Source organism: Saccharothrix sp. NPDC042600 (genome assembly GCF_040647305.1).
Lineage (GTDB): Bacteria > Actinomycetota > Actinomycetes > Mycobacteriales > Pseudonocardiaceae > Actinosynnema > Actinosynnema mutabilis.
Window position 1 is genome coordinate 1 of the sequence record NZ_JBEZBW010000137.1, and the last position, 18,896, is coordinate 18,896.

Consider the following 18,896-nt stretch of genomic DNA (forward strand, 5'->3'; position numbering starts at 1 on the left):
GGACCCACATCCCCATCGGCTACCACGGCCGCGCGGGCACGGTGGTCGTGTCCGGGACGCCGGTCGTGCGGCCGGAGGGCCAGCGCCGGTCGTCGCGGGCGGTAGCGGGTGCGGGTTGGCGGGTGGCTGTGGGTGGTGGGAGCGGGCAAAGCGAAGGCCGCCCCGGGCGGGGCGGCCTTCGGTGGAAGTACGGGTGTTCGGGTCAGGCGCCGGCGCGGGCGTTGCTGCTCACCAGGGCCGCCAGGCGGTCGCCGACCGCGTAGGTGGCCCCCGGCGACGAGTGGTCGCGGGTGGCCAGGTCGAAGGCCACCGACGCCTCGATCCGGCGGGCCGCCTCGTGTTCGCCCAGGTGGTCCAGCATGAGGGCCACGCTCAGGACGGCCGCGGTCGGGTCGGCGATGCCCTGGCCGGCGATGTCCGGGGCGCTGCCGTGGACCGGCTCGAACATGCTCGGGTTGCGCCGGGTCACGTCGAGGTTGCCGCTCGCCGCGAGGCCGATGCCGCCGGTGACCGCCGCCGCCAGGTCGGTCAGGATGTCGCCGAACAGGTTGTCCGTCACGATCACGTCGTACCGCGCCGGGTCCGTGACCAGGTGGATCGTCGCCGCGTCCACGTGCTGGTAGGCCACCGTCACGTCCGGGTGCTGCAACGACACCTCCTCCACCACGCGCGACCACAGCGAACCCGCGTGCGTCAGCACGTTGGTCTTGTGCACCAGCGTCAGGTGCTTGCGGGGCCGGTTGGCCGCGCGGGCGAAGGCGTCCCGGACCACGCGCTCGACCCCGAACGACGTGTTGATGGACACCTCGGTCGCGATCTCGTGCGGGGTGTCCTTGCGGAGCAGCCCGCCGTTGCCGGCGTACAGGCCCTCCGTGCCCTCGCGCACGACCACCATGTCGATCTCCGGCGGGTCGGCGATCGGGCTGCGCACCCCGGGGTACAGCCGGGCCGGGCGCAGGTTCACGTGGTGGTCGAGTTCGAACCTCAGCCGGAGCAGGAGGCCGCGCTCCAGGATGCCGCTGGGGACCGACGGGTCCCCCACGGCGCCGAGCAGGATCGCGTCGTGCTGGCGGAGTTCACCGAGCACCGACTCCGGCAACAGCTCACCTGTGGCGTGCCAGCGCGCCGCGCCGAGGTCGTAGCGGGTGATCTCAGCCGCTGGAACGACCTCACCGAGCACCTTCAGGGCCTCGGCGACGACCTCGGGCCCGATCCCGTCTCCTGGGATCACTGCGAGCCGCATCCACACACCTCCCAGGTATCAGTCCCATTGCGCGGGACTAGTTTCCTTTGCGAAAGGCTACCGGTCGACACCCCGTTCGCCGCACTCGGAACACCCTTCTGTGGCCGTTTCTCCCGTACTGCGGGACACCCGAACGGTTCAGTGCCCCCGATCGGCCGTCACCCGATGGTCTTAAACGGCTCTGGCCGGTCGGGAGCAGTCCCGACCGGCCAGAGTGGGCTAAACCCCGGGTCCTACGTCACGACACCTGCGACGAGGTCCGGACCCGCGTCTTGACCACGTCCACCTTGTCACCGGTGGTGTTGTGGTGGTGCAGGACGAGCAGGCTGTCGGAGCCGTCCGCCGCCAGGGCCTCGGCGTCGCGGTTCACCACGAGCGCCGTGCCCGGCCGCGCCAGGTAGGACAGCGCGGCGTCGCCGCCGCCCTGCACCCACAGGCCCGGCTTGAGCGGGTCGAACGACGCCGGCGTGTCGATCGAGTCGACCAGGCCGTTCGTCGTGCCCGGCGCGACGTAGAAGCCCGCCACACCGGTCGTGTACGAGATGCGGGCGGTGTCGGCGCCGGCGTCGATGCCCAGCGCCGAGAGCAGCACCGGCAGGACCACGACGTTGGTGTCGAACACGTTGGTGTCCACGTCGCCGAACTGGCCGTTCACGCCCTGGATGTCCACGGTCTGGCCGGTCTTGAGGTCCACCGTGACCGCGACCAGGAGGTCGGTGTCGGTCAGCTTGTTGGCGTAGACCTCGAAGTCCGGCGTGCCGTCACCCGTGGTGTCGATGTCGACGAACGGGATGGTGTTGTTGCCCAGGTTGTACCAGTTGCCCCAGGTGGCGATGCCGAACGCGAGCAGCGCCTGCTCCGGGGTGCCCTGCTGCTTGGCCAGCGGCGCGGTGGACGTGACGCCCACGTACCGCAGGTCGCCGCCCTTGGCGGTGTCGTTGAGCGTGCAGTTGGTCGTCACCGACCGGCGGCACTCGCGCAGCTTCGGCGAGGTCTGCTGCAGCTCCAGGACGCTCACCAGGGACCGGTAGGCGCCCTGGTTGACGCCGCGGCCGGTCAGGTTCAGCACCGACTGCGTGCCCGGCCCGCGGAAGGTGACGCGGTCGGGGGCGTTGATGTCGGCGGCCGGCTTCGGCGCCGAGTACACCGGCACCCGCAGCGGGACCGTGCTGCCGCTCTTCGGCGTGAACACGACCCGGCCGGACGCGTCGGCCAGGAACTGGCGCGGCACGTCGAGGTGGGTGGCCTCGATCGTCGGGTCGACCGTCTTGCGCAGGTCGCCCGGCTTGTCGATCTTCAGCGTGACCTGGACCCGCGCGACGCCGCGCGGGCTGAGCCGCACCGACTTCTGCGACAGCTCGTAGCGCACGCCCGGGATGGTGGTCAGCGCCTGGTAGTCGACGGTGTAGTCGACCCACTTGGTGGACTTGTTGACCACCTTGATGGTCTTGGTCAGCGACACCGGCCCGGTCACCTCGACCGTGCCGAACGACGCGCTCACCGAGCCCGGGTCGTCCTGGACCATCGCCAGCACCTGGTTCTCCAGGGCGGCCTTGCCGTCGATGCGGCCGGAACCGACGCGGTTGGGCGCGTAGGTCTTGCCGTCGGCCTTCACGTCGGCGGACGCGCTGTTCATCACCGCGGCCTTGACCTCTTCCGGGGTCCAGTCCGGGTGCGCCTGGCGGACCAGCGCCGCGATGCCCGTGGTGTGCGGGGCGGCCATGGAGGTGCCGCTGATCACCAGGGTCTTGTTGCCGGAGCCGACCTGGGCGGAGGCGATGGAGTCGCCGGGGGCCGCCACGTCGGGCTTGACGACCGGGCCGCGCACGCCGCGCGAGGTGAACGAGCTGGGCGTGTCGGTGATCGACTGGTCGTAGGTCGGCAGCACGGTGCGCAGGTCGCCCGCGAGGCGCAGGGACAGCGTGCCGGCGGTGACGGCCGGGCGCAGGGCGTTGGTCGCCGAACCGGTGAACTGCAGCACCGGGATGGCGGCGTTGCCCGCGATGCCGGCGCTGAAGTGCTCCAGGGTGGAGCTGAACACCGCGCCGACCGCACCCGCGGCGGTGACGTTGTTCGACCGGCCACCGGAGCCGCAGCGGCGGCTGGCGTCGTTGTCGTCCCACTCCAGCCAGGCGATCTTGCCCGCGACGGCGGCCTTGTCGGCGGCCGACAGCGGGAGGCACCCGTCCTTGTTGCCCGGGTCGCTCAACGGCACGACCGCGGCCGTGACCGACTTGCCCTCGTAGTTGAAGTTCTGGCTGTACTGGCCGGCCTGGCGGCCCGGCGTCGGCGCGACCACCTCGGCCGCGTCGCGCAGCACGAAGGAGTCGCGGGTGCTGGCCACGGTCAGCGCCTCGGGGGTGCTGCCCGGCGAGCCGCCGATGTCGTACAGGTCGCCGCCGTTGCCCGCGGAGAACACGGTGACCACGCCGGAGGCGTTGAGCTTGCGGACGAACAGGCTGTCCGGGTCGTCCGGCGCGCCGTAGTCCGAGCCCAGGGACAGGTTGACCACGTCGAGGTGGTCGGAGAAGTCGCCGTCGCCGTCGGGGTCGAGCGACCAGTCCAGGGCCTGCGCGGTGACGTTGGTCGAACCGTCGCAGCCGAACACCTTCAGCGCGTAGAGCAGGGCCTTCGGCGCGGTGCCGGGGCCGATGCGCATCGCGTTGAGCGAGTCCTCGGTGAGCTTGGTGTAGTCGCCCGTGAACGTGGTGCCGTCGGCGTTGACGCCGAAGCCCGCGGCGGTGCCGGCGACGTGCGAGCCGTGGCCGTTGCAGTCGATCGGGTTCGGGTCCGGCTTCGGCGTGTTGACCGCCGGGTCGGTGCTGCCGCCGTCGTAGGCGTTGCCCACGAAGTCGTAGCCGCCGACGACCTTGGCGGTCGGGAAGTAGCTCGGCTCGACCTTGGTCTCGTCGATGGCCTGGAAGGCCTCGATCGTGCCCGGACCGGCGAAGTCGGCGTGGGTGTAGTCGATGCCGGTGTCGATGATGCCGACGCGGACGTCGTCACCGAGCTTGCCGTACTGCTGCCACGACTTGAGCGTGTTGGTCAGCTGCACGGCGCTGGAGTTCTGCCGGGACTTCGGCACGACCGTGCGCACGGACTTCACGTCCGGGCGCTGGGCCAGCTCGCGCACCTTGTCGGCGTCGGCCGTGACGACCACGCCGGGCACGCCGTTGGACGTCCGGTAGAGCTCCTTGGTGGCGGAGTCCTTGGCCTTCAGCTCGCCGACGACCTGGTCGGCCTTGCGGCCGGTGTCGTTCTTCGTGGCCTTGGCGGCGTCCTTCGCCTGCTGCTTCGACGCGCCCTGGCCGGTCTTCTCCGCGTAGGTGTCGACGGCGGGCTTGGCCTCCAGCTCGACGAACGCGGTGACCTTGCCCTGCGCGGACGACAGCCGCTTGCCCACCTTCAACTGCAACTTGCCGGCGTCCAGCCCGTTCGCGGTCGCGACGGACTCCGCCAGCTGATCTTCCGCGGCCAGTGCCGTGCCGGTGGAAGCCGCGAGGAGGATCGCGGCCAGCACCGGTGCGGCGGATCTGGCGACAACGCGAGATCGGCTCACAACGTGCCCCAAATGAGGTCGGATACGACCCTCGGGCGGCCCAGCCACATCGGGTAGGGGGCAGGCGCCCGCGTGGTGCCGTGCCCTCTACGGCACCGGGTCAACCTCGTGGGGGGAACCTAATCGCTCTAGAGAGCCGGACGATTACTCCGACCGAGTGACGACAACCACAGATTTGACGTTCAACGGTGAACTGTGACACGTCCGGTACCTGCGGCGATATAACCAGAACGGGTCGCTCGTGACCAGAGCCACGTCAGCCTTCACCTGTGCCAAGGGCCGGGATCCGCGACGGACCCCGGCCCCGTTGAGCTCAGCTCACTCGAAGTCGACCGCGCGCACCGTGCGGGCGCCGACCGCCGCGCCGATCGGGTCCAGCACGGCGGTGTCCACCGGGCGGTCCACGCGCAGGAGCATGAACGCGTCCGCGCCGTCCTTGGTCTGGCTGATCTGGGCCGCCTCGACGTTCACGCCCGCCTCGCCGAGCAGGGTGCCGACGGTGCCCATCACGCCCGGCCGGTCCGGGTACTCCAGCAGCAGCACGTTGCCCTCGGCGCGCAGGTCGAAGCTGCGGCCGTTGATGCCGACCAGCTTCTCCACCTGGTCCAGTCCGGTGAGCGTGCCCGACACCGTGGTGGTCGAGCCGTCGGCGTGGACCGCGCGGACGGTCACCAGGCTGCGGTGGTTGGCGCTCTCCGGCTCCTTCACCAGGTCCACCGCCACGCCCAGCGACGCGGCCAGGCTCGGCGCGTTGACGAAGGTCACCTGCTCCTCGACCACGCTGGAGAACACGCCGCGCAGCGCGGCCAGCGGCAGGACGGCCACGTCCTCGTTGGACAGTTCGCCGCGCACCTCGATGGTCACGCTGGTCGGGGCCTTGGCGCCCAGGGCCGACACGACCGTGCCGAGCTTCTGCACCAGCGGCAGGTACGGGCGGACCTCCTCGCCGACCACTCCGCCGCCCTGGACGTTCACCGCGTCCGGCACGAACTCGCCCTGCAGCGCCAGCAGCACCGACTTGGCCACGTCCGTGCCCGCCCGGTCCTGCGCCTCCGTGGTGGACGCGCCCAGGTGCGGGGTGACGACGACGTTCTCCAGGCCGAACAGCGGCGACTCGGTGGTGGGCTCGGTGCTGAACACGTCGATGCCCGCGCCGCCGACCTGGCCGTCGCGCACCGCGTCGGCCAGCGCCTGCTCGTCGATCAGGCCACCGCGCGCGGCGTTGACGATGATCACGCCCCGCTTGGCCTTCGCGAGCTGCTCCGCGCCGATGAGGCCCTTGGTCTCCGGCGTCTTGGGCAGGTGGATCGAGATGAAGTCGGAGCGCTCCAGCAGCTCCTCCAGCGTCACCAGCTCGATGCCCAGCTGCGCGGCGCGCTGCGCGCTCACGTAGGGGTCGTAGGCGATGATCGTGGTGCCGAACGCGGCCAGCCGCGCCGCGAACAGCTGCCCGATCTTGCCCAGGCCGACCACGCCGACGGTCTTGCCGTGGACCTCGACGCCGTTGAACTTGCTGCGCTTCCACTCGTGGTTCTGCAGGGTGGCGTGCGCGGCCGGGACCTGGCGGGCGGTGGCCAGCAGCAGGGCGACGGCGTGCTCGGCGGCGCTGACGATGTTGGACGTCGGCGCGTTCACCACCATCACGCCGCGCTCGGTCGCCACCGGCACCTCGACGTTGTCCAGGCCGACACCCGCGCGGGCCACGACCTTGAGCTTCGTGGTCGCCTCGAACACCTCGCGGTCCACCTTGGTGGCGGAGCGCACCAGCAACGCGTCGGCGTCGGCCACGGCGGCGAGCAGCGCGGGACGGTCGGTGCCGTCGACGTGGCGGACTTCGAGACCGTCGCCGAACACGTCGAGCACGGACGGGGCGAGCTTCTCGGCGATCAGGACAACGGGCTTGGTCACGGACGTGCTCCCGGTGGTGTGCAAGACGGGTGGGGAGCGCGGGGCCGTATCCAGCGAGCCGAGACCCGCGCCGGCCGGCCACGGCGATGTGTCCGGGTTGTTAACGAGCATAGTCAGCGGCGGTCGGGGTCGGTGAACCCGGGTGCCCTGTCCCACCTGCTGGTTTCCGGTACGACCGTTCTACTTGGACCCACCGGTTTCCCCCGGGCGGCGTGGGTGCGCGGCGGTCGCGGCTACCAGTCGACGCGGCGGGCGATGGCGGCCAGGCGGTCGTCGTGGACCAGGGGTCTCAGCACGCCGAACACGTCCAGGCGGCCGTCGGCGTCGTAGCTGTTGGCCGCCCACTCGGCGTCCAGGTCGCCGCCCTGCGCCAACTCGTGCCACCGGCGGACGTGCCAGCCCTGGTCGGCGCGGAACCCCGGGCTCTGCGCCACCCGCACACCCTGCTCGGCCTTGCGCTCCAGGTCGGCGCGGCTGCGCAGCGGCGCGTGCAGGCAAGCCACGTCGGTGGCCCGCTCCCACCGCTCGCCGACCCCGGACACGCCGTGGTTGCCCGCGTGCACCTCGATCGTCGGCACCGCCCGCGACACGCACTTGGGCGGGTACTCCATCTCCACGAAGCCGATCTCCCGCGCGGTGACCAACTCGGACGTCCGGTCCACCGGCCCCACGGCCCGCTCGGCCCGCCGGGTCATGGTCTGCAGCCCCTCGGGCGCGTTGCGGGCCCGGCCGCGTTCCTGGACGAAGTTCACCACCGGGCACAGCAGCACGTCCGCCTCGGTCGCGGCCAGCCGGCGGCGCAGGCCGCCCTCGGCGTGCCAGAACTCGTCGGCGTCGACCACGACGATCCAGTCCGCGCCCCGGTCCACGGCTTCGCGGGCGAGCGCCGTGGTCACCTCGGACTGCCGGTAGGAGCCGTCGTCCCGGGTCCACCGGACGCGGCCGGTCGCCCGGTCGAGGTCGCGCAGCACCCGGGAGGTCCCGTCGGAGGAGCCGTTGTCGACCACGAGCACCTCGTCGACCACGTTCATCAGGTGGTGGCGGAGGTTGGCCTCGATGACGTCACCTTCGTCGCGCACCATCGCGACACCGACGACCTTCACCGGCACTCCAGTCTGGCGCCACCGCGCCCGGTCCGAGGGGCGTGCAGCATAACTCGCCGGTATCCGGCGGTGACCGGCCACGACGTCGGTCGGGGAGGCCGAGCGACGGGCCGCATGCTCGTAGTCGTCGAACGGCCGCTACCAGGGCTCGTCGAACTCGCCGTCCTTGACGCCCAGGATGAAGGCCTCCCACTCGGCCGGCGTGAAGACCAGCACCGGGCCCTCGGGGTGGGCGGAGTTGCGCATCGCCGTGTAGGTCACGCCGTCGGTGTGCTCGACGAACGCGATCTCGACGTGTTCGTCCTCGTCCTCCGCGCCCTCGTCGCTGCGGATCCACGACGCGCCGGTCAGGTCCAGGTTGCCCCGGACGTGGGCCTTGTCGTCGTAGATGGGCGCGCTGTCACTCATGACGGGTAGGTATACCGGAGCCCGCGGCGGGTGAGAACACCGCGGGCTCCGTCTGGTGAGTGGCTTGTGATCAGGCCGTTTCGGTGATCGGCCGGTCGACCCAGGACATCAGGCCGCGCAGCTTCTTGCCGACCTCCTCGATCGGGTGCTGCTCGCCCTCCTGCTGCAACTTCTTGTAGTTGCCGCGGCCGGCGTCGTCCTCGTTCACCCACTCGGTGGCGAAGGTGCCGTCCTGGATCTCGCCCAGGATCTTGCGCATCTCCTCCTTCACGGCCGGCGTGATGACGCGCGGGCCGCGGGTGAGGTCGCCGTACTCGGCGGTGTCCGAGATGGAGTACCGCATGCGGGCGATGCCGCCCTCGTACATGAGGTCCACGATCAGCTTCAGCTCGTGGAGGCACTCGAAGTAGGCGACCTCCGGCGCGTAGCCCGCCTCGGTCAGCACCTCGAAGCCCGCCTGCACCAACGCGGACGCGCCGCCGCAGAGCACCGCCTGCTCACCGAACAGGTCGGTCTCGGTCTCCTCCTTGAACGTCGTCTTGATGACGCCCGCGCGGGTGCCGCCGATGGCCTTGGCGTACGCCAGCGCCAGCGCCTGCGCGTTGCCCGACGCGTCCTGCTCGACCGCGATCAGCGCGGGCACGCCCTTGCCGTCCACGAACTGGCGGCGCACCAGGTGGCCCGGGCCCTTCGGCGCGACCATGGCCACGTCCACGTTGGACGGGGCCTCGATCAGGCCGTAGCGGATGTTGAAGCCGTGGCCGAAGAACAGCGCGTCGCCGTCCTTGAGGTTGGGCGCGATGTCCTGGGCGTAGATGTGCCGCTGCGCGGTGTCCGGCGCCAGGATCATGATCACGTCGGCCTCGGCCGCCGCGTCGGCGTTGGACAGGACCCGCAGGCCCTCCTCCTCCGCCTTGGCCGCGGACTTCGAGCCCTCGCGGAGACCGATCCGCACGTCGACGCCGGAGTCGCGCAGGCTCAGCGCGTGGGCGTGGCCCTGGCTGCCGTAGCCGATGACCGCGACCTTGCGCCCCTGGATGATGCTCAGGTCGGCATCGTCGTCGTAGAAGATCTCGACGCTCACTGTTCAGTACTTCCCTTCGTGGAAACGGGTTTCAGCGCACCGCGGTCGCGGTGATGGAGCGGGCGCCACGGCCGATGGCGACCATGCCGGACTGGACGATCTCACGGAGCCCGTAGGGCTCCAGCATCCGCAACAGCGCGTCGAGCTTCTCGGACGTGCCGGTGGCCTCGACCGTCACCGCTTCGGGTGACACGTCGACGACCTTCGCGCGGAACAGCTGCACCGTCTCCAGGACCTGGCTGCGGACGGTGGCGTCGGCGCGCACCTTCACCAGCAGGAGCTGGCGCTGCACCGACGCCGTCGTCTCCAGCTCCACGATCTTGATGACGTTGACGAGCTTGTTGAGCTGCTTGGTGACCTGCTCCAGGGGCAGCTCGTCCACGGAGACCACGATGGTCATCCGGGAGATCTCGGGGTGCTCGGTGCGTCCCACGGCGAGCGACTCGATGTTGAAGCCGCGGCGGGAGAACAGCCCCGCCACCCGCGCGAGGACGCCGGGCTTGTCCTCGACCAGAACGCTCAGGGTGTGCCTCGTCATCGTCACTCGTCCTCGTCGAACAGCGGGCGGATGCCCCGCGCGGCCATGATCTCGCTGTTGCCGGTGCCCGCCGCGACCATCGGCCACACCTGCGCGTCCTTGCCCACGACGAAGTCGATGACCACCGGGCGGTCGTTGATCTCCATCGCCTGAGCGATCACCGCGTCCACCTCGTCCTTGGACTCGGCGCGCAGCCCGGCGCAGCCCAGCGCCTCGGCGAGCAGCACGAAGTCGGGGATGCGGTGCTTGTGCGTGCCCAGGTCGGTGTTGGAGTAGCGCTCGCCGTAGAACAGGGTCTGCCACTGGCGGACCATGCCCAGGTTGCCGTTGTTGATGACGGCGACCTTGATCGGGATGCCCTCGATGGCGCAGGTGGCCAGCTCCTGGTTGGTCATCTGGAAGCAGCCGTCGCCGTCGATGGCCCACACCTGGACCCCCGGCACGCCCGCCTTCGCGCCCATCGCCGCGGGCACCGCGTAGCCCATCGTGCCCAGGCCGCCGGAGTTGATCCACGTGCGCGGGCTCTCGTACTTGATGAACTGCGCCGCCCACATCTGGTGCTGCCCGACGCCCGCGGTGAACAGGGTGTCGGCCGGGGTCAGCACGCCGATCCGCTCGATCACGTACTGCGGGGACAGCGTGCCGTCCTCGGGCCAGTCGTAGCCCAGCGGGAACGTGCCGCGCAGCGCGTCGAGCTGCTCCCACCACGGGGCGAGGTCCACGGTCCGCTTCGAGTTCTCCTTCTCGGTGCGGACGGCGTCGATCAGCTCGCTGATGATCTCCTTGCAGTCGCCGACGATCGGGACGTCCGCGCGGCGGTTCTTGGAGATCTCGGCCGGGTCGATGTCGGCGTGCACGACCTGCGCGTCCGGCGCGAACGTGGACAGCTGGCCGGTGACCCGGTCGTCGAACCGGGCGCCCAGGGCGACGAGCAGGTCGGACTTCTGCATGGCCGCGACCGCCGCGACGGTGCCGTGCATGCCGGGCATGCCCAGGTGCTGCGGGTGCGAGTCGGGGAACGCGCCGCGCGCCATCAGCGTGGTGACGACGGGGATCTTCGTCTCCTCGGCCAGGCGCAGCAGCTCGGCCGACGCCTCGGCCTTGATGACGCCGCCGCCCACGTACAGCACCGGGCGCTTGGCCGCGGCGATGAGCTTGGCGGCCTCGCGGACCTGCTTGCCGTGCGGCCGGGTGGTCGGCCGGTAGCCGGGCAGGCGCAGCTCCGGCGGCCAGGAGAACGACGTCATCTCCTGCAGGACGTCCTTGGGGATGTCCACCAGGACCGGGCCGGGGCGGCCGGTCGAGGCCAGGTGGAACGCCTCGGCGATCGCGCGGGGGATCTCGGCCGGGTCGGTGACCAGGAAGTTGTGCTTGGTGATCGGCATCGTGATGCCGCAGATGTCGGCTTCCTGGAACGCGTCGGTGCCGATCAGGCCGCGGGTCTGCTGGCCGGTGATGGCGACCACCGGGACGGAGTCCATGTTGGCGTCGGCCAGCGGCGTGACCAGGTTCGTCGCGCCCGGACCGGAGGTCGCCATGCAGACGCCGACCTTGCCGGTGGCCTGCGCGTAGCCGGTCGCGGCGTGGCCCGCGCCCTGCTCGTGGCGGACCAGGACGTGGCGCACCTTGGTGGAGTCGAGCAGCGGGTCGTAGGCAGGGAGGATCGTGCCGCCCGGGATGCCGAACACCACCTCGCAGCCGACCGCTTCGAGGGAGCGGACGAGGGACTGGGCGCCCGTCACGCGGACGGGGGCACCGCTCGGCGGGGCCGGTTTCGGCCGCGGTCCAGGGCGGGGCGACGGCGACTCGCCGGGAGCCGGTCGCGAGGTTGCGCTGGTCATCTTCTCTGCCTCGTGGGTGTGGAGAATGCACGGTCCGGGCACGAAAAAACCCTCGCCAACCCGATCTGGACGGGTCGTACGAGGGTCGCGCGTCGACGCAGCCTTGCTACTGCCTAGGCGTCGACGCGCCTGGGAAGTACGAGAACGAGGTTGCGCTGCATGCCGGTGACGTTAACCGTGAACCGCAAGGGGCGTCAACTGTGCGGGACGGCACTCCCGGATGGTGGGCACCCCTCCGTGCGTGAACGAGGGCCGGAGTCACCCGTCCGGTGGCACGGTGGCAGCATCACGTGACGTGGAGAAGCTCGTGTTCCGGATCCCCGCGCCCGCCCTGCTGGCCGCCCTGACCATCGCGATCTGCGTGACGCCGGTCGCCTGGACCGTGCCCGGCCTCCAGGTCCTCTACGCGGTGCCCGTCGGGTACGCGGTGTGGGTGCTGCGCAACCGGACCACGGTGGACTCGTCCCAGCTCGTGGCCCGCAGCACCTTCGGCAAGCGGGTCGTGGCGTGGGACGACGTGAAGGCCATCAAGGTCGTCCCGAAGGGGTGGCTGAGCGCGGTGCTCACGGACGACTCGCTGGTCCGGCTGCCCGCCGTCCGGGCGCTGCACCTGGGCGCCCTTTCGTCGGCCAGCGGCGGCCGGGTGCCGGACCCGAACGCGGAGCCCGGCTCCGTAGAGTCATCGGAGTGACTTCCACCACGCAGACCCGCTGGGTGCCCGGGGTCAGCCTGGCGCTGGCGCTGGCCGGGCTCGCCGTGTCCACGTACCTCACCGTCGCCCACTTCGCGGCCGGCGCGCTGCTGTGCGCCGAGGGCGAGGTGATCGACTGCGGGACCGTCACCACCAGTGAGCAGTCGGAACTGCTCGGCGTCCCCGTGGCGGTGCTGGGGCTGGCGTTCTTCGCGTTCGTGACCGTGTTGTGCCTGCCGTTCGCGTGGCGCGACCGGCGGCTGCACTGGCTGCGCCTGGGGTCGGTGGCCGTGGGCGTGCTGTTCGTGGTCTACCTCGTCGCGGCGGAGTTCCTGCTGATCGGCAAGATCTGCCTGTGGTGCACGGCCGTGCACGTCATCACACTCGCGCTGGCCGGCGTGCTGGTCACGGACGCTTTGCGGCGGAGTAGCCTCTAAGTCACCGCACCCCCGTCACGCCCGGTGCCCACCCCGCGCACTGGATCGCTTCGGACACGTTCTTCGCAGTACCTCTCTTTTGGAGGAGCCGTGCCACCGCTCCGTTCCCGCACCACGACCCACGGCCGCAACGCCGCGGGCGCTCGCGCGCTGTGGCGCGCGACCGGCATGACCGATTCCGACTTCGGCAAGCCGATCGTGGCCATCGCCAACTCGTACACGCAGTTCGTGCCCGGTCACGTGCACCTGCGCGACCTCGGCGACATCGTGGCGGAGGCGGTGCGCGAGGCCGGCGGCGTGCCGCGCGAGTTCCACACCATCGCGGTCGACGACGGCATCGCCATGGGCCACAGCGGGATGCTGTACTCGCTGCCCTCGCGCGAGATCATCGCCGACTCGGTCGAGTACATGGTCAACGCGCACCAGGCCGACGCGATCGTGTGCATCTCCAACTGCGACAAGATCACCCCGGGGATGCTCAACGCCGCGATGCGGCTCAACATCCCGGTCGTGTTCGTCTCCGGCGGTCCGATGGAGGCCGGCAAGGCGGTCGTGGTGGACGGCGTGGCCGTCGCGCCGACGGACCTGATCACCGCGATCTCCGCGTCGGCGTCGCCCGAGGTGGACGACGAGGGCCTGGCCGTGGTCGAGCGGTCGGCGTGCCCGACGTGCGGGTCGTGCTCGGGCATGTTCACCGCGAACTCGATGAACTGCCTCACCGAGGCCCTGGGCCTGGCGCTGCCCGGCAACGGCTCGACGCTGGCCACGCACGCGGCCCGGCGCGAGCTGTTCGCGCAGGCGGGGCGCACGGTCGTGGAGCTGTGCCGGCGGTACTACGGCGAGGACGACGAGTCGGTGCTGCCGCGCTCGATCGCGTCCCGGGCGGCGTTCGAGAACGCGATGGCGCTGGACATGGCCATGGGCGGGTCCACCAACACCGTGCTGCACATCCTGGCGGCGGCGCAGGAGGGTGAGATCGAGTTCACCCTGGCCGACATCGACGCGTTGAGCCGGCGGGTGCCGTGCCTGTCGAAGGTGTCGCCGAACTCGGACTACCACATGGAGGACGTCCACCGGGCGGGCGGCATCCCGGCGCTGCTGGGCGAGCTGTGGCGCGCGGGCCTGCTGAACGAGGACGTGTGGACGGTGCACAGCCCCGACCTGGCGTCCTGGCTGTCGAAGTGGGACGTCCGCGCCGCCTCGCCGGCCCCGGAGGCGATCGAGCTGTTCCACGCCGCTCCCGGCGGCGTGCGCACGACGCAGGCGTTCTCCACGAGCAACCGCTGGTCGAAGCTGGACACGGACGCGGCGGGCGGCTGCATCCGCGACGTCGAGCACGCGTACACCAAGGACGGCGGCCTGGCGGTGCTGCACGGCAACCTGGCCGAGCGCGGCGCCGTGATCAAGGCGGCGGGCATCGACGAGGACCTGTGGCACTTCGAGGGGCCCGCGCGGGTCGTGGAGTCGCAGGAGCAGGCCGTGTCGGTGATCCTCGGCAAGCAGATCCAGCCCGGTGACGTGCTGGTCGTGCGCTACGAGGGGCCGGCGGGCGGTCCGGGCATGCAGGAGATGCTGCACCCGACGGCGTTCCTGAAGGGCGCCGGGCTGGGCAAGAAGTGCGCCCTGATCACGGACGGCCGGTTCTCCGGCGGCACGTCGGGGTTGTCGATCGGGCACGTGTCCCCCGAGGCGGCCGGCGGGGGTGTGATCGGCCTGGTCGAGGACGGAGACCGGATCCTGATCGACGTCCACGAGCGCCGGCTGGAGCTGCTGGTGTCCGACGAGGTGCTGGCGGAGCGGCGGGCGAAGATGGAGACGTCGGAACGCCCGTGGCAGCCGGTGGACCGCGTCCGCCCGGTGACGTCGGCCCTGCGCGCTTACGCCCGGATGGCCACGGACGCCTCCATGGGCGCGGTCCGCGACGTGAACCGCTGACCCGCTTCCAACCCGTCGGCCCGCCCCGCGCTCTGGCGAGTGGGGGCGGGTCGCGGGCGTCCGGGCGGTGTCAGCGGAAGACGTAGAGGGTGGCCGCGGTCGCGCCCGCCGCCAGGAGCAGGCACAGGAAGCCGGCCGCCAACGGGTGGCGGAACCAGCCGCGGTTGTAGTCGAACGCCGCCCGGCCCGGTCCCGCGAACAGGACCGCGAAGGCCATCGCCGCGTACGCCGCCTCCAGCTCGATCCCGTTCGGCGCGAAGAACCCGCCGCGGTACCGCAGGGCGATCGCGTTGGCCATCACGCCCAGGAGGCCGGCCGCCGCCAACGGCGTGAACAGGCCCAGGACCAGCAAGCCGCCGCCCGCCAGCTCGGTGATCCCCGTGACCCAGGCCAGGATCTGCGCCTCGCGGTAGCCCGCCTCCCGCAGGGACTCCGCGAAGCCGTTGACGCCCGGCCCGCCGAAGAGCCCGAAGACCTTCTGGAGGCCGTGCGCGATGAAGGCCCCGCCCAGCGCCAGCCGCAGCACCAGCAGGCCCAGGTCGGCGCTGCCCGACCAGCCGAACGGCTTGCGCTCGTCCTCGTCGTCGAGGTGCGAGGTGGCGGGGGTGTCGTCGTAGTCGGCGACCGGGGTGTACCCCGTGGTGTCGAAGGTGTTGGTGTCCTTGTCGAACGCGCTGGGCGCGGAGAACGCCGTCGTGTCCTTCCCGAACGTCTGCGTGCCGGCGTCGAAGTGGTGCGCCCCTCCGCTCGATGTCGAGGTCGAGTAGAAACCGTCGTCGGAGTAGCCGCTCGAACCCGAGGACTTCGAGCGGTCGTCGTGGGTAGCCACGCACCCGCACGTTAGGAGGTTCGGAGGAGGACCGCGAGCGTCCGATACGCCGCCACCCTTCACCCGAATGGTCTAATAACCTGCCCGGAAGAGTGGTCAGTAAGCGCCGCGCACCAGGTTCCGGGGCTCCTCGCCCCGGGCGAAGCGCGCCACCTCCGACGCGACCACCGCGTACGCCCGCTCGGCGTGCCCGGTGCACGACCCGGCCACGTGCGGCGTCAGGAACAGCCCCGGAACCGTCCACAGTGGATGGTCGGCGGGCAGCGGCTCCGGCTCCGTGACGTCCAGCGCCGCCCGCAACCGACCCGACGACAACTCCGCCACCAACGCGTCCGTGTCCACCACCGGCCCCCGCGCCGCGTTGACCAGGATCGCCCCGTCCTTCATCGCGGCCAGGAACTTGGCGTCCACCATCCCGGTCGTCTCGTCGGTCAGCGGCACCACCACCAGCACCGCGTCGAACCGCGGCAGCAGCTCCGGCAGCTCGTCCACCCCGTGCACGCCGTCCCGCGCGGTCCGCCCGACCAGCGTCACCGACGCGTCGAACGGCTCCGCCCGCCGCCGGAACTGCTCACCCAGGTCACCCGCGCCCACGACCAGGACCTGCTTGCCCTGCAACGTGTCCGTCACGTGGTAGTCCCACCGGCGCTCCCGCCGCGCCCGCTCGAACACCGGGAAGTCCCGGTAGATCGCGAGCAGCGCCCCGATCGCCCACTCCGCCGTCGAGCCGCCGTGGGCGCCCCGGCACGTCGACAACATCACCCCATCGGGCAACGTCCCGATGAACCGCTCCGCCCCGGCGGACAGCAACTGCACCAACCGCAAGCCCGGCAACCGGGCGAAGAACTCGGCCGGATCCGTGCTCTGCAGGAACTTCGGCACCAGCACCTCGGCGTGCGCGGCCTCGGGCGGCAGCGGCGCGCCCACCTCGTACTTGACCGCCCGCACACCCTCCACGTCGGACAGGACGCGGACACCGAGGTCGTCGGGCACCAGAACGGTGAATGTCACGGCACCGCACGTTACGGCACACTGGCCGCCATGCGGGAGCACGAGGTCTTCTCCGCGGACGGCACGCGGATCCGGGTCTGGCGCACCGACACCGACGGGCCCGACGTGCTCCTGAGCCCCGGGCTCGGCGCGGTGCCCACCGCCTGGCCCGCCCTGCCCGCCGCGCGCGTCCTCGGCTGGTACCACCGCGGCACCCTCGGCTCCGCCCGCCCGGACGACCCGGCGCGGATCACCGTGGACGACCACGTCGCCGACGCCATAGCCGCCCTGGACGACGCGGGCGTGGAGCGGTGCCCGGTGATGGGCTGGTCCATGGGCGTCACGATCGCCGCCGAACTCGCGTTGCGGCACCCCGACCGGGTGTCCGGGCTGATGCTGGTCGCGGGCGCGGCGGGCGACCCGTTCGCGAGCGTGCTCGGCGTGCCGGGCGTGCCGGAGGACGTCCGCCGCCTGCTGGGCGTGTCGTCGGCGACCGCGCTGCGCCTGGCCGGTCCCCTGCTGGATGCCGTGCTGCACCGCCTGCCCGTGCCGGACCTGCCGTCGCCGCTGGTCGGGACGCTGCGGCAGTTCCTCAAGCACGACTGGCGCTGGTACTTCACGCTGGCGCTGGCGCTGGGCCGCACGCCGCGCCTGGACCTGACCGGTGTGACGTGCCCCACCACCGTGCTGACCGGGCGGTACGACTGGCTGGCGTCCGCCGACAGCCTGCTCGGCCCGGTCGCCGGCCTGCCGCAGGCCAGGGTGCGGGTGCTGCGCAACACCCACTTCCTGCCGCTGGAGAACCCGGACGTCGTGGTCGCCGAACTGGGGCTGCTGCTGGACCGCGTCGCGGGCGTGGAGGACGCCCTGCAAGACCTGCTCACCTCACGTTCACGGCCGCGCGCCTAACCTGGGTGTCGTGTCTCGACTGCGTGCGGTGCTCATCGGGTCCGCCGTCGGCCTGCTGGCCGTCGGCTGCGCGAGCTTCCCCGAGCAGCCGGCGCCGACCGGCTGGAGCCCCGCGCCCCAGCTCACCCCCCAGGCGGGCCCCCGCCCGGAACTCCCCGGCGAGCTGCCCAAGGGCCCCGGCCAGGGCCAGCAACCGGGCCAACAGCCCACACCCGTCCCCCCGCCGCAGGGCTGCAAGGACTTCCACCCGGCCGTGGTCGGGACGTGCCTGTCGCCGGTGTCCGGCGTGGCACTGGCCGACGTGAACGAGACGACCGGCGCGGTCACCGCCCTGGCCACCGAGCGCAGCACGGGCCGCCTGCTCCGGGTGACCAAGGACGTGGACCCGGTCGTGGTGCACACGTTCGAGGTGGACGCGTCGTCCGACGGCGGTCTGACGGGCCTGACGCTGTCCCCCACGTACGCCGAAGACCAGCTGATCTACGTCTACGCGACCACCGCGACGGACAACCGCGTGCTGCGCATCGCGCCGGGCGACGTCCCGAAGCCGGTCCTGACCGGCATCCCGAAGGGCCCGACCGGCAACCGCGGCGTGCTGGCCTACGACCGGACCGGCGCGCTGCTGGTGGCCACCGGCGACGCCGGCAACCCCGCGTCGGCCGCCGACCCGAACTCCCTGGCCGGCAAGGTCCTGCGCATCGACGGCTCCGGCCAACCGGCACGCGGCAACCCGACCCAGGGCTCCCGCGTGCTCGCGTCGGGCCTGCGCTCGCCGGGCGGCCTGTGCGCGTCGCTGGACGGGACGAAGACGTGGGTGACCGACTGGACGCCGTCGGCGGACGTGCTCTACCGGGTCGAGGCGGGCAAGGCGCTGACGAACCCGGCGTGGTCGTGGCCGGACAAGCCGGGCGTGAGCGGCTGCTCGTCGCTGTCGGACGCGGTGTGGCTGACGACGGCGAACACCCCCGGCACCCTGACCCTGCCGATGAACCCGGACGGCAGCTTCACCGGCAAACCGGAGGCGACACTGACCGGCGAAGACGGCTTCGGCCGCCTGGGCCCGATGCTGGCCCTGGACGACCGAACAGCCCTGGCCGGCACGGTGAACAAGGCCCCAGGCGGCACCCCGGTCTCCAGCGACGACCGAGTAGTAATCCTGGTCCGCCCGCAAGGCGGCACCAGCGGCCGAGACTAACCGCACTGACCAGCGCAAACACACGGGACTGCGGCCTCCGACCCCCGCTTCCATTGTCGCAGCGAGCACCGACAATCCGCCGCACGCAGCGCGGTAAGCATTTCGAAGGGCTACCAGCCACAGGAAGGGCTTCGGTTCGTTCCCCGTACGGCCTGGGCGCAGCCCAACCGCGCTTTGGGGTTCTTGGCAACCAGCTTTTCCGGTTGCCAAGAACCCCAAAGGGTGG

General features: G+C 71.5%; 15 protein-coding genes. 5 read left to right on the plus strand and 10 right to left on the minus strand.

All coding sequences use genetic code 11. From position 1 onward, the window contains the following. Nucleotides 1–202: 202 nt before the first annotated feature. The 8 genes from AB0A74_RS39245 to AB0A74_RS39280 form a co-directional block, all read right to left on the minus strand. Nucleotides 203–1,243: a 3-isopropylmalate dehydrogenase gene (locus AB0A74_RS39245; protein WP_121226304.1), complete on the minus strand. Its 1,041-nt coding sequence runs from the start codon at nt 1,241–1,243 to the stop codon at nt 203–205. A 238-nt stretch (nt 1,244–1,481) separates the two neighbouring features. Next, nucleotides 1,482–4,802 (minus strand): S8 family serine peptidase, encoded by a 3,321-nt coding sequence (locus AB0A74_RS39250; RefSeq protein ID WP_358257782.1) that lies wholly within the window; start codon nt 4,800–4,802, stop codon nt 1,482–1,484. A gap of 318 nt (nt 4,803–5,120) precedes the next feature. Beyond that, a complete protein-coding gene (serA, locus tag AB0A74_RS39255; RefSeq protein WP_358257784.1) occupies nt 5,121–6,710 on the minus strand; it encodes a phosphoglycerate dehydrogenase in 1,590 nt (529 codons plus the stop codon). Between the two features lie 233 nt (nt 6,711–6,943). After that, entirely contained in the window at nt 6,944–7,813 is an 870-nt protein-coding gene (locus tag AB0A74_RS39260) for a glycosyltransferase family 2 protein (protein ID WP_358257785.1), read from the minus strand. A 138-nt stretch (nt 7,814–7,951) separates the two neighbouring features. Then, nucleotides 7,952–8,221 (minus strand): DUF397 domain-containing protein, encoded by a 270-nt coding sequence (locus AB0A74_RS39265; protein WP_343932224.1) that lies wholly within the window; start codon nt 8,219–8,221, stop codon nt 7,952–7,954. A 70-nt stretch (nt 8,222–8,291) separates the two neighbouring features. Then, complete coding sequence (ilvC, locus tag AB0A74_RS39270; protein WP_358257787.1) at nt 8,292–9,305, minus strand: ketol-acid reductoisomerase; 1,014 nt, start codon at nt 9,303–9,305, stop codon at nt 8,292–8,294. A gap of 31 nt (nt 9,306–9,336) precedes the next feature. Beyond that, nucleotides 9,337–9,843: an acetolactate synthase small subunit gene (ilvN, locus tag AB0A74_RS39275; protein ID WP_343932222.1), complete on the minus strand. Its 507-nt coding sequence runs from the start codon at nt 9,841–9,843 to the stop codon at nt 9,337–9,339. A gap of 2 nt (nt 9,844–9,845) precedes the next feature. Further along, on the minus strand, nt 9,846–11,684 hold the full coding sequence (locus tag AB0A74_RS39280; protein WP_358257789.1) for an acetolactate synthase large subunit: 1,839 nt from the start codon (nt 11,682–11,684) through the stop codon (nt 9,846–9,848). Nucleotides 11,685–11,961: 277 nt separating this feature from the next. Here AB0A74_RS39280 and AB0A74_RS39285 point away from each other — a divergent pair, with 277 nt between their 5' ends. From AB0A74_RS39285 to ilvD, 3 genes are all read left to right on the plus strand, one after another. Beyond that, on the plus strand, nt 11,962–12,375 hold the full coding sequence (locus AB0A74_RS39285) for a PH domain-containing protein (protein WP_358257791.1): 414 nt from the start codon (nt 11,962–11,964) through the stop codon (nt 12,373–12,375). Continuing rightward, on the plus strand, nt 12,372–12,812 hold the full coding sequence (locus AB0A74_RS39290; protein WP_358257793.1) for a vitamin K epoxide reductase family protein: 441 nt from the start codon (nt 12,372–12,374) through the stop codon (nt 12,810–12,812). The genes AB0A74_RS39285 and AB0A74_RS39290 overlap by 4 nt, the downstream gene beginning before the upstream one ends. A 90-nt stretch (nt 12,813–12,902) precedes the next feature. Further along, nucleotides 12,903–14,747: a dihydroxy-acid dehydratase gene (gene ilvD, locus AB0A74_RS39295; RefSeq protein WP_358257795.1), complete on the plus strand. Its 1,845-nt coding sequence runs from the start codon at nt 12,903–12,905 to the stop codon at nt 14,745–14,747. Between the two features lie 70 nt (nt 14,748–14,817). Here ilvD and AB0A74_RS39300 read toward each other — a convergent pair whose 3' ends face one another. Together AB0A74_RS39300 and AB0A74_RS39305 are read right to left on the minus strand one after the other, a co-directional pair. After that, a complete protein-coding gene (locus AB0A74_RS39300) occupies nt 14,818–15,576 on the minus strand; it encodes a DoxX family protein (RefSeq protein ID WP_358257797.1) in 759 nt (252 codons plus the stop codon). 96 nt (nt 15,577–15,672) lie between these two features. Next, nucleotides 15,673–16,587: a 2-hydroxyacid dehydrogenase gene (locus AB0A74_RS39305; protein WP_358257799.1), complete on the minus strand. Its 915-nt coding sequence runs from the start codon at nt 16,585–16,587 to the stop codon at nt 15,673–15,675. A 30-nt stretch (nt 16,588–16,617) separates the two neighbouring features. Here AB0A74_RS39305 and AB0A74_RS39310 point away from each other — a divergent pair, with 30 nt between their 5' ends. Together AB0A74_RS39310 and AB0A74_RS39315 are read left to right on the plus strand one after the other, a co-directional pair. Continuing rightward, on the plus strand, nt 16,618–17,475 hold the full coding sequence (locus AB0A74_RS39310) for an alpha/beta hydrolase (protein ID WP_358257801.1): 858 nt from the start codon (nt 16,618–16,620) through the stop codon (nt 17,473–17,475). A gap of 10 nt (nt 17,476–17,485) precedes the next feature. Continuing rightward, nucleotides 17,486–18,670 (plus strand): PQQ-dependent sugar dehydrogenase, encoded by a 1,185-nt coding sequence (locus AB0A74_RS39315; protein ID WP_358257803.1) that lies wholly within the window; start codon nt 17,486–17,488, stop codon nt 18,668–18,670. Nucleotides 18,671–18,896: the final 226 nt, after the last annotated feature.

Bases quoted from the DNA above. Each gene is read 5' to 3' on its own strand.
- AB0A74_RS39245 (WP_121226304.1), bottom strand. From the start codon at position 1,243: ATGCGGCTCGCAGTGATCCCAGGAGACGGGATCGGGCCCGAGGTCGTC.
- AB0A74_RS39265 (WP_343932224.1), bottom strand. From the start codon at position 8,221: ATGAGTGACAGCGCGCCCATCTACGACGACAAGGCCCACGTCCGGGGC.
- ilvN (WP_343932222.1), bottom strand. From the start codon at position 9,843: ATGACGAGGCACACCCTGAGCGTTCTGGTCGAGGACAAGCCCGGCGTC.
- AB0A74_RS39280 (WP_358257789.1), bottom strand. From the start codon at position 11,684: ATGACCAGCGCAACCTCGCGACCGGCTCCCGGCGAGTCGCCGTCGCCC.
- AB0A74_RS39310 (WP_358257801.1), top strand. From the start codon at position 16,618: ATGCGGGAGCACGAGGTCTTCTCCGCGGACGGCACGCGGATCCGGGTC.